Origin of the sequence: Polyangium sp. 15x6 (genome assembly GCF_029960785.1) — a bacterium.
Classification (GTDB): domain Bacteria; phylum Myxococcota_A; class Polyangia; order Polyangiales; family Polyangiaceae; genus Polyangium.
In genome coordinates this window covers 97,474-110,741 of record NZ_JASBQE010000003.1, presented here as the reverse complement: position 1 = coordinate 110,741, position 13,268 = coordinate 97,474, and the positions used below count along the sequence as shown (strand labels likewise).

Below are 13,268 nucleotides of genomic sequence, written 5' to 3'. Positions count from 1 at the left end.
AATCAGCCGCCGAGCTTCTCGGTCAAGATTGCAATGCCCTTGGCCCCGCCCCTCTTCGCGATATCCATCACCTCGACGGTGATCCCGTACGGCGCGTCGTCGGCCGCGTCGAAGTAGAGGAGCTTGTCGGCGCGTGCCGCGAAGATCCGCGTGAGCCGATCTCGCAGCTCGGCGCGCGAGACCTCGGTTTGATTGATGCGGATCGCGCCCTTCGTGTCCACCGTGAGCACCACGGGTTTGTCCGCGTCCGGCGGCGGCGGCTCGTTCTTCGCGTCCTCGTCCTTCTTCGGCAGGTTCAGCCATAGCTGCTTGTTGAGCAGCGGCGTCACCACCATGAAGATGATGAGCAGCACGAGGACCACGTCGACGAGCGGCGTGACGTTCATCGCCGGCGCGATGGCGCCCTTTTTCCCGCCCGAGGAGACGTTCATCGCCATGGCTAGCTCTCCTCCCCCGCGCTCTTGCCTTTTTGGCTCACGCTGAGCGCGACGCCCGTGTAGCCGGCGCGCTGGCACGCGGCGAACGCGTCACGCATCTTCGCGTATTGCACCGTCGCGTCGCCCTTGAGGACGACACGACGATCCGGCTCCGTCCCGTGCATCGCTTTCAATCGCGCTTCGAGCGCCGGCACGTCCGCGAGGACCTCCTTTTCGAGAAAGAGGTTGCCGCGCGCCGTGAGCGTCACCGTGATCGGATCGAGCTTCGATTTGTTCTCGTCCGGCTGAATCACGGTCGGCAGCTCCACGCGCTCGCCGTGCTCGAGCTCCGGCGCGATGACCATGAAAATGATGAGCAGCACGAGGACCACGTCGACGAGCGGCGTGATGTTGATCTCCGGCTCAGGCTGCTTCTTCGAGGATCCGCTCTTCACTCTGGCGCCCATGCTGGTTCTCCATGTCGTCGAGCAATTCGCCCGCGCTCCGCTCGAGCGCCGCCTCGACCGCCGCGATCTTGCCGGTCAGGTAATTGAAGAAGAGCACCGACGGAATGGCGACCGAGAGGCCGAGCGCCGTCTCGATGAGCGCCTCCGAAATGCCCGCGCTGACGGCGCCGAGCCCGCCCGAGCCCGTCGTCGCGATGCTCTGGAACGCCGTGATGATACCGACGACCGTGCCGAGCAGCCCCACGAACGGCGCGACCGATCCGACCGAAGCGAGCACCGAGAGCCCACGGCGCAAATCCGCCGAGAGCGCCTCGCGCCTGCGCTCGACCTCGCGCCGCGCGAGCTCGACCGGCGTCAGATTCCCATCGCCCTCGCTCTCCGCGCGAAGAAACCGCCGCATGGCCGAGGAGACGAGCCGCGCGAGCGCCGAGAGTCGATATCGGTCCGCGACGCGGAGGAGCGCCTCCGTATCCCAGGCGTCGAGCAGCGGCTGCGCTTCCTTCACGAAGGCGCGCGTCTCGGCGTTCATGCGCGCGAGCGCGATCACCCGCTCGACGACGACCGCGATGGTCGCGATCGACATGAGCACGAGCACGAAGGCGATGAGCTTCGAGACGAGGCCCATGCTCGCCCAGATGTGCGCGAGATCGAATTGCATGGTTTTGCTCCTTGTCGAACGGTAATGCCCGACGAACTAGATCTTGATCTTGAAATTGAACCTTGCGTTCTGATACGTGGCCACGGGGCGGCCCTCGACCATGGCGGGCTTGAAGCGCCAGGTCTTCACGGTCGCGACCACGTGCGCGGCGAGCCGCGGATCCCCTCGCACCACGGTCACGTTCGAGACGTCTCCCGATTCGGTCACGACGAACCGCACGATGATCGTGCCCTCGATCCCCTGGCTCTTCAGGTCCTCGGGATAAGGAGGCTGCGGCTTCGATATCGGCGAAGGCGGCGTGCCGTCCTCGCCGAGGACGACGGGTCCCGCCGCTTTGGGCGGAGGCGGCGGAGGAGGAGGCGGCGGCGGAGGCGGCGGCGGCGCAGCAGCCGTCGTGGTCCCCGTTCCGCCGGGCGTTCCGCCCGAGCCCTCACCCGAGCCCTCTCCATAATCGTCGTCGCTCGCCTTTGCCTTGCTGGGATCCGCCTCCTTGGGCATTTCCGTCGGCACTTCCACCGGCACGGCGATCGGCTTGTGTTTCGGCCCGGGCGGCTCCGGCGCTTTGGGCGCCGCGTCCACGGGCGGCGGCGGAGGCGGCGGTTTGGGTGGCTCCACGGTGGGCGTGAGCTCGACGGCGACGACCTCCTCCTCTTCTTCCACGGCGGGCGCGCTCGATTTGATCGTCGCCCCGACGACGCCGACGGCCGTGCAAATGGCAATCGCCGTCGCGTATCCGATCAGAAGCCTCCTGCCGCGCCCGGGATCGGTCTCCCCGACGCTCCACGCCTCGAAGCCCATTGCCGTCTTTCCTCGGCCCCCACCTTGACGTTCGTTCGTGACAACCTCGTGAACGTCGGGAAACGTTCACGTGCGCGCCGCATGACGCATTTTTCAATCGGGGTGCGAGCCGGGCAGATCGGGAGAACCGCCGAATCGATACCCGATCCCCCGCACCGTCTGCACGTAGTCTCCGGCAGGCCCGAGCTTGTCGCGCAGCCGCTTCACGTGCGTGTCCACCGTGCGGGTCGTGATATCGACCTCCATGCCCCACACGCCCTCGAGCAGCGCGCCGCGCGTCTGCACACGCTCGCGATTCTCGTAAAGAGCGAGCAGGAGCTTGAACTCGAGCAACGTGAGCTCGATCTCGACGCCGTCGACCCATACCCGGTGCGCCTCGTCGTCGATGCGCAGCCGGCCGAACTGGAGGACGCGCCGCTCGGTCGTCCGCGCCTTCACCCGCCGCAGGATCGCCTGCACCCGGAGCAGGAGCTCGCGGACGCTGAAGGGCTTCACCACGTAATCGACGGCGCCGAGCTCGAAGCCGACGACGCGGTCGACCTCGTCGCCCCGCGCCGACACGATGACGACGGGGGTCTCGCGGGTCTCCTCGCTTTGTTGCAGGCTCCGACAGACCTCGGTGCCCATGACGTCCGGGAGCATCATATCGAGCAGAATGACGTCCGGACGCCGCTCGCGCGCGAGCCGGATCCCCTCCTCGCCGCGCGCCGCGAGCAGCACCTCGTGCCCCGCCTGCCGGAAGTTGTAATCGAGCACCTTGAGGAGCGCGGGCTCGTCCTCGACGACCAGGATGCGTGCCATCGCACCCGTGTCTATCCTCTTCCTGTTACGACCCGATGAAGCCCGTGTTGCAGGTTGGCGGGGAAATGCGGCGTGCGTGACGAATTCGTGAATGGGACGTGTCGAAACGGCGAGGCGCGGCCCGCGCGTGACGAATGCGTGAATTCGAGGTGTCGAGGGCTTTTCAGCGGGGAGCTTTGGCGAGGAGCGCGGCGCGCAAGGTGGCGAGCTCGCGGCGGAGCGGGGCGATGAAATCAGCGCTGATGGTGCGCTTCTGCCCCTTCATCGCTCGCGCGGTGTGCCACTTGCTGAGCGCGAGCCGCGACGCGGCGCGGATGAACGCGCGCCCCTCGGCGCCGCGCCACGAGAACGTGCACTGGATGCGGCCGACGGGCGAACAGACGAGCTCGAGCTCCTCGTTCGTCAGGTTGCCGATCAGCACCTCGTCGCGGAGAAACTGGCGGATCGTGCGGCCTTTGCGGATGACGAGGGCGATGATGATGCAGAAGAACATCGCCACGAAGAGCAGCCAGAAGAGCAGCATGATGACGAACGCGTCGGGGATGACCGTGGGCACGAAGTTCCAGAGCGCATGCAGGAAGACGCCCGCGAAAAACCCGCCGATCGGCGCGAGCCACCGCACCCACGTCCGGCTCGACTCGCGCGCGATGCCGAACCCGATGCCGGTCATCGACGTGTAGAGCGGGTGCCCCCACGGCGCGAGGACGCCGCGGAGGAAGAACGTCGTGCCGAGCTGATCGGCCATGTCCGCGCGGGCGTAATAACTGACGTTCTCGACCGCCGCGAACCCGAGCGCGCAGAAGGTCGCGTAGATGATGCCGTCGACGACGCCGTCGAACTCGCGCCGGAGGAAGTAGAAAAAGCCCAGGATGGCGAGCCCTTTGAAGAGCTCTTCCGAGAGCGGCGCGCTCATGACGGTCGTCACGAAATTGCCGACGGTGGGCCCGAAGAGCCCCGCGAACACGATGTGCACGCCCGTGTTGATCATCCCGGCGAAGCCCGTCGCCACGACCGCGCCCCAGAGGAACGCCATCGCGAGGCACCACCACGGCTCGGGATCGTACCGGTCGAGCACCATGGGCACGAAGAGGTAGAAGCCGAGCGGCAAAAACGCGAAGAGCGCGCCCTTCAGGACGGCCGACATCATCTGCCCCGGCGCCTTCGACAGGAAGATCTCGGCCAGCGTGAACAGGATGTTCAGCACGACGCCCGCGATCATGCCGAGGATCCAGATCGCGAGCCCCGCCGCGCGCCGGCGCTTGTCCGGGTCGGGCTCGGTGGTCACGGGGGGCTGCGGCGCGCCGTAGCCTTGGGGTGGATACGGCGCCTGGCCGGGGTACGGGGGCCTTTGCTGCTGCGGGTAGGGAGCGTGGCCGTAGGGCCCGGGCGGCGGTCCGTAGGGGTTGTTCATGGCGCAACGCCCGACGCGAGGGCCGGGCGTTCGCTCATCCTACCGTCTGTGCCGACGCGAGCGCGAGGTCAGTCGGCGACCTTCTGCTGGATGACCACGTGCGGCGAGGGCGAGGTCGGCGCGTTCTGTTGCTCGGCGCTCACGATGAGCTCGAAGCTCGTGAGCGGCACGGTCGCCGTGGGGAGCGAGCCCGTGCGCTTGTCCGCGTTGTACGCGAGCGACCCGATGCGCTGCCACTGGCTGCTCGAGTCCTTGCGGGCCCACACGACATACGCCGTGGCGCCCGGCATGAGCCGATCGGGAGGGGCGAGGTGCTCCGCCTCGATGCTCACGGTGGTCAGAACCGTGCTGCTGTTGACCTCGGCCACGATCTTCGCGTCGGCGTCGGGCGCGCGCGGCGTGCCCTTGGCCATGTACTCGAGCGGGCCACCACACGCCGCGAGAAGCAGCGCAAAGGCGACCGAAAGCATCCCGCGACCCATCCAGCTATGCGCGTTCATCGCACCTCCAAGCATCTGTCGATCTACCAGACTTTCCGTCCCCTTGCATTCTTTCCGACGTCGCGGGGTCAGGGCTTGACGACGCGCGTGCCCGGCGGCGGCGTGAAGTCGAACTCGCCCTTGGCGACGGGCTGGTTGACGACGGGCGCGCTGAAGTCGAACCGGTTCTTGTTGCCCTGCGCGTCGAGGATGAGCACGCGGCGAACCTGGTTCGTCGCGGCGTCGACGTAAAGGAGGACCTTCTGGTAAGCGGGCGTCGCGTCCTTGGGCGTGCCCTCGAGCACGTATCCGCCCTCGAACTTCATCTGCGCGGCGTCGAGCAACTTGAGGTTGAAGTCCTTCACGAGCTGGCCCGTGCCCATCAAGAAAGCGAGCGCCGCCGGGTATTGCGAGTTTTTGACCGGCGTCTCGAACATCTGCTCGTTTTCTTTCTCGTAGACGCGGATGACCTTGCCGTCGGACACGACGCGGTTGCCGTTCGGCGCGTCGTACGCCCAGCTCATCTTGCCGGGCTTCTCGAAGGTGACCGTGCCCTTCGACTCCTTCTTCACGTTCTGGACCTTGATCGTATAGGTCTGCGCGAACGTGGCCTTGAAGGTCTTCGTGGAGTCGTAGAACGCCTGGACGCGGCGGCCGATCTCCTCGGCCGTGGGGCCCTTCGCAGGCGCCGCAGCAGGCGCGGCGGGCGCGGCGGCCTGGGTGTGGCCGTCGGTCGAGCAGAGCAGCAGAGCAGGGACCACGGCGCACGCCGCGAGGAGGGAGGGAATCGAGAGGAACCTTACCTTACGCATCATTTTCTTCCTGTTCCGCGTAGTTGGCCGGACCGAGGGTGCCGCGGGGTTGGACGCAGGGCGCCCCCAGGCGATGCAAGATCACGGGACGTTCGCGCGGCGCCTCGCCGGGCGGGCGGGCGCGGACGCGGCGAGGGCCGTCTGGAAACCGACGACGTTGCAGTGCGTGAGCGCGATGGCGAGGGCGTCGGCGGCGTCCGACCGAGGCGGCGTGCCAAGCCGGAGGATGGCCGTCACGACCATGGCCACCTGGCGCTTGTCCGCCGCGCCCTTGCCCGCGACGGTGCGCTTCACGAGCGCAGGGGGGTACTCGAACGTCTGGACGGACGCGCGGGCGAGCCGGAGCAGGACGACGCCACGCGCATGGCCGAGCTTGGCCGCGCTCTGCGCGTCCTTGGAGAAAAAGATGCTTTCGACCGCGGCGTGCGAGGGCGCGTGCGCCGCGATGACCTCGCCGAGGCGGTCGTCGATGTCGACGAGGCGGTCGGCGAAGGTTCCGTCGAGGTCGACGTCGATGACGCCGTGGGCGACGTGCTCGACCCGCGTGCCGACGCGCTCGAGCACGCCCCACCCGAGGTGACGGCTGCCAGGATCGATGCCGAGGACACGCACGCGGGGCGTTCTAGCAGACCCCGTGGCCGCGGCGGGGGAAGATCTTGTGGGGGTTCAGGAGGTTCTTCGGATCGAAGACGGCCTTCAAGCGGCGCTGCAGCTCGATGAGCTCCGGGCCCTGTTCTAGCGGGAGGTACTCGGCCTTGGAGGTGCCGACGCCATGCTCACCCGTGAGCGTGCCGCGCATGCCGACGACGGCGCGGAAGAGGCGATCGAGGCCGCGCTCGACGCGCGAGCCGGCGTCGGGGTCGTCCCAGAGGAAGTTCACGTGGAGGTTACCGTCGCCAGCGTGGCCGTAGGAGAGCATGCGGATCGAGGTCTCCTCGCTGATGCGATCGATCTCGCGGAGGAGGTCGGGCAGGCGCGTGCGAGGGACGACGACGTCCTCGGAGATCTTGTAGCGGGCCATCGCGCGGGTCGCCGGGGAGAGGGCGCGGCGCGCTTCCCAGAGGCGCTCGCGTTGCGCGGCGTCCTGCGCGACGAGGACGTCGAGCGCGCCCTCGGCGACACACGCCTCGCCGATGCGCTCCATCGCGGCCTCGCACGAGGCGGGATCACCGTCGACCTCGATGAGCAGGAGCGCATGGGCGCGCGCATCGACGGGGACGCCGCGGGCGCGGACGGCGGAGATAGCGCCCGCGTCGAGGAGTTCGAGGCAACGCGGGACGAGGCCGGCCGCGATGATGGCGGAGACGGCGCGGCCGGAGGCGAGCGCGGTGTCGAAGTGGCCGAGGAGCGTGGCGACGCTCGGGGGCTTCGGGATGAGCTGGAGCGTGGCCTCCGTGAAGACAGCGAGCGTGCCCTCGCTGCCGACGAGGAGGCTCGTGACGTCGTAGCCCGTGACGCCCTTGACCGTGCGGCGGCCGGTGCGGAGGCGGGTTCCATCGACGAGGAGCGCTTCGAGGCCGAGCACGTATTCGCGCGTGACGCCGTACTTGAACGCGCGTGGGCCGCCCGCGTTTTCGGCGAGGTTGCCGCCGAGGGCGCACATCTTGAGCGAGTTCGGATCGGGCGGATAAAAGAGGCCCTCGGCCTCGACCGCGGCGTGGAAGTCGCCGAGGATGACGCCCGGCTCGACGACCGCGACGAGCTCTTCGCGATCGATCTCCTTGATGCGGCTCATGCCGAGCGTGGTGACGACGATGCCTCCGCCGACGGGCACCGCGCCGCCCGATTTGCCGCTGCCGGCGCCGCGCGGGACGATCGGGACCTCGGCAGCGCTTGCCGCCGCGAGCGCGCGGAGAATGTCGTCCGGCGTCTCGGCGACGACGACCGCGTCGGGGATCACGGGCTCCTGATCGGACTCGTCGCCCGCGTACGCCTCGCAGCCGTCGGGCGACGTGATCACCTTCGAGGGCCCGAGGGCGTGATCGAGCAAGCGCCGCGCCTTGTCGACGGCGGCGGCGGAGGGTCGGGGGAAAGGCGCGCGACGAAGCACGAACGATTTCTAGTATGGATCTCGGGCCGCGGCGATGGTCCCCTTTGCACGTCCTCTGCGGCCTGGTATCGAGGGGCCGTGCATCGCGTGATGGTTGTCTTCCTGGGCGCGCTGGGCCTCGCCGGCGTGGGGTGTGGAGACGAGGGGCCCGCGAGCGGGGCGGGCACCACGAACGAGCCGTACGGCTGCTCCGCGGACGCCGCGCCGACCCGAGCGGCGTCCTGCGTGGTCGCGTTCGAGCCCGGCGACGACGCCGGGTTCGGGGCGGATCGGTTCCCCGAGGTCATCTACGGCGAGCCGCTCGGGAACGGCTCGACGTCGGGCGGGCTCGACGTGCTCTCGCTCGGCCGAGGCGGCTCGATCGTGCTCGGCTTCGGGGGAAACGCGATCATCGACGGCGAAGGCCCGGACTTCGTGGTGTTCGAGAATCCGTTCTTCGTGTCGGACGATCCGAACAACGTGTACGCCGAGCTCGCCGAGGTCTCCGTGAGCGCCGACGGGGAGAGCTGGCACGTGTTCCCTTGTGCGGAAGACGCGAAGCCGCCGGCCGGGTGCGCAGGGTATTCGCCGGTCTTCGCGAACGGCGATCTGGGCGTCTCCTCCCTCGATCCCAGCGTCTCGGGCGGTGACACGTTCGACCTCGCGGAGCTCGGGGTGAGCGAGGCTCGGTTCGTCCGCATCCGGGATCTCCAGGGCATCGGCGCGGCGCCGAATGCGGGCTTCGATCTCGACGCGATCGCCGTCCTGCACCCCAAGGTGCCTTGACGACGAGCAGCCGGGCAGAGGCAGGCTGTTGCAGATCAAAGCATCCGGGCACGCGTCGACGGTTGGCGGGTGAAACCGGTTGCGACGCGGAGGAGGCCAGCTTAGGAAGAGATCCCGGTAGCCGAGGGGCGCCGCGTCTTCGCAAGGCCCGCTGCTTCGTCGATGCCATCCCTCCCTCTGCATGCTGAATGCCGACGTCGAGCCACGCGTGCTGCCCATCGCAGCCCTGCGCGCCCTCTCCGAAGAGGCGCCCGATGTCGCCATCCGATCGATCCTGCGTGAGGCCGTGATCACCTCGGGCTTCGAGGTGGCCGTCGCGTGGCGCCTCGATCGCGAAGCCTTCGTGCTGCGCTGGGCCGGGGCGTGGCAGGATCCGGATCGGCCCGTCGCGCCCGCGTTCGAGGCGGAGTCGTCACGGCGGACGTTCGGATACGGCGAAGGTTTGCCCGGGTTCACCTGGGCGCGCGGCGCGACGACGTTCGTGCCCGAGCTGGCCGCCGAGCCGCTGTTCCTGCGCCGCGCGGCCGCGGAGCCCGCAAAGCTCCGGACGGCAGTGGCGTTCCCGATCCACCTCGGCGGCGAGGTCACCGGCGTGCTCGAGCTCTACGATCGGAAGGCGCGCGTCCCGGATGCGCCGGAGCTCGGGGTGATGGCCGCGCTCGAAGCGCCGCTCGCGCTCGGCCTCGCGCGCGTCTCCGGCGCCGAGGAGCGAGGCCGCGTGGATGAATCGCTCGCTCTCTTGCTCGACACGGGGCAAGCGCTCGGGAGCGTGACGGAGCTCGGGCCCCGGCTCGCTGCGGTGGCCTCGCGCGCGGCGCGCTGGATCCGAGGGTTTTGCCTCGTTCACCTGCTCGAAGCGGGCGGCGCGCGGCTCGCCGCGGTGGACCACGAGGACCCGGCGAAGTCCGCGCTCCTGCGGCAGCCGTGCATGCAAAGGGGCCCGGCGCTCGACTCGACGAAGAGCCCGCTCGCGCACGTGATGCGCAGCGGCGTGGCGCAGGTCATCCCCGAGGCGTCCGACGCGATGCTCGCCGCGACCATCGAGGATGACGAGGCGCTCGCGGTCCTGCGCGCGGTCGCCATCACGGCGGGGATGCTCGTGCCGATCGTGTGGCAGGGGCGAGCGCTCGGGGCGCTCACGCTCGCGGCGAGCCACAAGGAGCGGCGGGTCATGAGCACGGACGTGCGGGTCGCCGAGGAGCTCGCGCGGAGGATCGCGCTCGCCGTGGTGACGGATCGAGCGACGCGGGACGAGCGCGAAGCGACGCAGGCAGCGCGCGCGGCGATGGATCGGACGAAGCGGCTGCACTCGATCACGCGGCGGCTCTCGTTCGCGCTCACGACCGCGCAGGTGGCCGAGGTGGTCGTGGAGCAGGCCCGGACCGAGATGGGCGCGCATGCAGGCTCGGTGTGCCTGCTCGACGAGGAGCGCGAGGCGCTCGTGATCGCGCGCGCCGCGGGGTATGCGGGCCGCGTCGTCGACCCCTTCCAGGTGATCCCGCTCGAGACGCATGTTCCCCTCACGGACGCCGTGCGAGGTCGCCAGCCGATCTTTCTCTCGACGGTCGAGGAGTGCCTCACGCGTTACCCGCACCTCGGCGAGGTGGAGCGTGAGCAGAAGAGCCTCGCCTTCGCGGCGCTCCCGCTCATCGCGCACGATCGCGTGCTCGGGGCGATCGGGCTCTCGCTCGCGGGGACGCGGCGGCTCGACGAGGCGGAGCAGCGCTTTCTGGAGTCGGTGGCGGAGCACTGCGCGCAGGCGCTCGAACGCGCGCGCCTCTACGACGTCGAGCGTCGCGCGCGGGAGGACAACGATCGGCTCTACCGGGCGTCGCAGGCGGCCGTGCGGGCGCGCGAGGACCTGCTGGCGATCGTATCGCACGATCTCCGAAACCCGCTCGTCGCCATCAAGCTCGGCGCCGCGCAGATCGGGCGGGACGCGGGGGACAGCGCGCGAATCCTGAACAAGACCGCGCTCATCCTGCGCTCGGCGGACCGCATGGATCGCATGATCCGCGATCTGCTCGACGCCTCGCGCATCGAGACGGGCGGACTCGCGCTGTCGATCGGGCGCGAGGACGTGCGCGCGGTCGTGCGCGAGGCGATCGATCACTTCAAGCCACTCGCCACGCCGAAGGCGATCCAGATCGAGGAGTCGCTGCCGGACGAGGCGCTCTTCGCGCAGATCGATCGCGAGCGCGTGCTGCAGGTCCTGTGGAACCTCGTGGGCAACGCGATCAAGTTCACGCCCGAGGGAGGCCTCGTGACCATGCGCCTCGCGCGGGAAGGAGCGTGCGCGCGCATCGACGTCGCCGACAGCGGGCCGGGCATCCGGAGTGATCACCTGCCGCACGTCTTCGACCGGTACTTCCACGCCGAGACGAACAAGGCCTCCGGCACCGGGCTCGGCCTCTTCATCGCCGACGGCCTCGTGCGCGCGCACGGCGGCACGATCCACGTCGAGAGCGAGCCCGGCGTGGGCACGCGTTTCTGGTTCACGTTGCCGCTCGAAGACGCGGCCTAGAGCAGCTCCAGGAACGTCCGCAGCGCCTCGCGCTCGCGCGCTTCGAGCCCCGACGCGCCCTCGGGCGCGCCGTCGTGGAAAAACCCTCCATCCGCGGCCCACCTCGCTCGTGTCAGCAGATCCGCGAGATCCTTCGCCGCGCCGCTCGTCAGGTACGGGCGCTTCTTGCCGAGCCTGCGCAAGGACGGCACGCGCGCGCCACGCTCGTGCACGTACGGGACGACGCCCGTCTTCTGGTATTCGTTCGAGCACCAAACGATCGGCCCCGCGGGCGTGAAAATCAGGCTTTCCCAGCGCTCGAAGGGCACGCGGCTGCCCTTCTCGTCGGCCGAGAGCCGCGCCTCGTGGCAGCCCTCGCAGCGCGCCTCGAAGAGCTTCGCCCCCTCGTGCTCGAGCTCCGAGAACGAGGTTCGCCTCACGGTCGTCGGGTTCTGCCGGTGTGAGAAGCCCATGAGGAACGTCATGAGTGCGCGGCGAAGCGCGAGCGGCTCGATGACTTCGGCCTCCGATCGACCGAGCGCGGCGAGCACCGGGTGCGTCCGGGCGTCGAGCGAAAACCAGGGGGAGTGCCCGCTCCCGGCGCCTGCCACGCGGAATTCGGCGTGCGCGACCGAGGACAGATCCGGATCGAGCGCGCGCGAGAAATGCGGGCGGTTGTTGAAGAGGCCGACGAGCGGCTTCGTCACGACACGCACCTCGCCGCGGCCCGTGTGGTGGATGCGCCCATCGACGTAGCCCTCGAAGTGGCACGTTTCGCAGGTGAAGCGGCTGTGCGCGTCCTCCGTGCCGTTCTCGGGGGCCATCAGCGTCGTGAAGAAGAGCGCCTCGCCGAGGCGCGCCTCCGCGCTCGGCGGCGCAGGGCCCCCCCGATCCACGACGGGCACGATCGTCTCGCGTGGTTCGTCCGGACGCACGAGCACGAACGCATCGAGCAGAGGGTTCGCCCCGACGAACCCGCCTCCGGGGAGCATCACGAGGTCTCGGATGCCCGGCACCGTGGGGCTCGTTTTCGCCGGGATCGCGAGCGTTTTCCCGCTCGCGTCGAACACGAGCCGCGCCGATGCCTCGCCGCCGTACCCCGTGACGAGCGCCGCGAGCGTGCCGTCCTTCGCCTTCGCGAGGTCGAGCGCCTTCGGCGTCACCACGCCGAGCTCGCCCACGTTCACCGCGGAGAGCAGCCGCGCCGCGCCGCGCTCGACGCGGTACAGGAAGACGAACGAGTCGATGTAGCCGAAGAATCCGCCCTTCCGATCGAGCGGCCGATCCTCGACGCCGCCCGCGAGCACGAACAGCCCCTCGCCGTCGGGCACCGCGGAAAAACCCCAGATCGGGCCGTCATGGACGATGCGCGCTTCGCCCGCTTCCAGGACGCGACCTGCCTCGTCCACGGGCCGGATCACGAGCGCATGTGCGTGGAGCGCGTCGATCACGACGAACGAGCCCACGCGCTCGACGTGGATCGGCCCGCCGCCGATCGTCACATCTTCTCCCACCGTCTTCGGGACGGTGGGCCAGAGCGTGAAGAGCCGCCCCTTGTCCTCCTCGACCGCGTACACCGCCCCCTCGGGCCCCGCGGCGACGTCCCGCAGCCCCCGCGTACTCGTGACCAGGTCGTCGTCCTTCCGCGCGAGGTACGGCGCGGTCTCCTGGATCTCGAACCACCGGACGCCGGCGTCGCGCTCGCCCACGACGAACACGCTGCGGCCATCGGGCGTCACCGCGAGCCCGCTCGGCGAAGCGGGCGCGGGCAAACGCGCGAGCTCCCGCATCGACGCGTCGAGCACCACGATCGCGTCCCGCCCGCGGAGCAGCGCGACGAATCGTTCACCCCCCGGAAGCGCGGCGATCGCGTACGGATCGGCGCCGAACGCGGCGTCGCTCGGCGGCAGGGCCGCGAAATCGGTCGCGGCCCTGCGCTCCGCCTCGAACGCACGCAGCGCCGGCAGCGGATCCGGATCGGCGGCGCTCGTCGCCTCGGCGTGCGGATCCTCTCGCTTGCACCCCGCGCCGAGCGCGAGCAGCAAGAGCCCGAGACGCGCGACGCGGCGTGCTCCGCCTCCCTCGGATTGCATCACCCGCGCTTCGAT

At 69.6% G+C, this 13,268-nt stretch carries 13 protein-coding genes; 2 read left to right on the top strand and 11 right to left on the bottom strand.

Going from position 1 to position 13,268, the window contains the following annotated elements; all coding sequences use genetic code 11:
• Window positions 1-2 precede the first annotated feature (2 nt).
• The 10 genes from QHF83_RS03470 to QHF83_RS03425 form a co-directional block, all read right to left on the bottom strand.
• Window positions 3-437 (bottom strand): biopolymer transporter ExbD, encoded by a 435-nt coding sequence (locus tag QHF83_RS03470; protein WP_282416314.1) that lies wholly within the window; start codon window positions 435-437, stop codon window positions 3-5.
• Between the two features lie 2 nt (window positions 438-439).
• The gene (locus QHF83_RS03465; RefSeq protein WP_282416313.1) at window positions 440-871 is read right to left on the bottom strand and encodes a biopolymer transporter ExbD; all 432 of its coding nucleotides are present in this window, start codon (window positions 869-871) and stop codon (window positions 440-442) included.
• Window positions 840-1,541 (bottom strand): MotA/TolQ/ExbB proton channel family protein, encoded by a 702-nt coding sequence (locus QHF83_RS03460; protein WP_282416312.1) that lies wholly within the window; start codon window positions 1,539-1,541, stop codon window positions 840-842. The genes QHF83_RS03465 and QHF83_RS03460 overlap by 32 nt, the downstream gene beginning before the upstream one ends.
• Before the next feature lie 36 nt (window positions 1,542-1,577).
• Window positions 1,578-2,339: an energy transducer TonB gene (locus tag QHF83_RS03455; protein ID WP_282416311.1), complete on the bottom strand. Its 762-nt coding sequence runs from the start codon at window positions 2,337-2,339 to the stop codon at window positions 1,578-1,580.
• 93 nt (window positions 2,340-2,432) lie between these two features.
• On the bottom strand, window positions 2,433-3,140 hold the full coding sequence (locus QHF83_RS03450) for a response regulator (RefSeq protein WP_282416310.1): 708 nt from the start codon (window positions 3,138-3,140) through the stop codon (window positions 2,433-2,435).
• Window positions 3,141-3,303: 163 nt separating this feature from the next.
• Window positions 3,304-4,551 carry a PrsW family glutamic-type intramembrane protease gene (locus QHF83_RS03445; protein WP_282416309.1) on the bottom strand — a complete coding sequence of 416 codons (1,248 nt, stop codon included), beginning with the start codon at window positions 4,549-4,551 and terminating at the stop codon, window positions 3,304-3,306.
• Window positions 4,552-4,619: 68 nt separating this feature from the next.
• On the bottom strand, window positions 4,620-5,051 hold the full coding sequence (locus QHF83_RS03440; RefSeq protein ID WP_282416308.1) for a hypothetical protein: 432 nt from the start codon (window positions 5,049-5,051) through the stop codon (window positions 4,620-4,622).
• Between the two features lie 68 nt (window positions 5,052-5,119).
• Complete coding sequence (locus QHF83_RS03435) at window positions 5,120-5,842, bottom strand: outer membrane lipoprotein carrier protein LolA (RefSeq protein WP_282416307.1); 723 nt, start codon at window positions 5,840-5,842, stop codon at window positions 5,120-5,122.
• Window positions 5,843-5,923: 81 nt separating this feature from the next.
• The gene (gene ruvC, locus QHF83_RS03430; protein WP_282416306.1) at window positions 5,924-6,454 is read right to left on the bottom strand and encodes a crossover junction endodeoxyribonuclease RuvC; all 531 of its coding nucleotides are present in this window, start codon (window positions 6,452-6,454) and stop codon (window positions 5,924-5,926) included.
• Window positions 6,455-6,464: 10 nt separating this feature from the next.
• On the bottom strand, window positions 6,465-7,892 hold the full coding sequence (locus QHF83_RS03425; RefSeq protein ID WP_282416305.1) for an FAD-linked oxidase C-terminal domain-containing protein: 1,428 nt from the start codon (window positions 7,890-7,892) through the stop codon (window positions 6,465-6,467).
• A gap of 78 nt (window positions 7,893-7,970) precedes the next feature.
• Between QHF83_RS03425 and QHF83_RS03420 the strand changes: the two genes are divergently transcribed.
• Complete coding sequence (locus tag QHF83_RS03420; protein WP_282416304.1) at window positions 7,971-8,657, top strand: hypothetical protein; 687 nt, start codon at window positions 7,971-7,973, stop codon at window positions 8,655-8,657.
• Between the two features lie 181 nt (window positions 8,658-8,838).
• Entirely contained in the window at window positions 8,839-11,181 is a 2,343-nt protein-coding gene (locus QHF83_RS03415) for a GAF domain-containing protein (RefSeq protein ID WP_282416303.1), read from the top strand.
• On the opposite strand, the gene QHF83_RS03410 is transcribed toward QHF83_RS03415, so the two are convergent.
• On the bottom strand, window positions 11,178-13,253 hold the full coding sequence (locus QHF83_RS03410) for a hypothetical protein (RefSeq protein ID WP_282416302.1): 2,076 nt from the start codon (window positions 13,251-13,253) through the stop codon (window positions 11,178-11,180). The genes QHF83_RS03415 and QHF83_RS03410 overlap by 4 nt on opposite strands.
• Window positions 13,254-13,268: the final 15 nt, after the last annotated feature.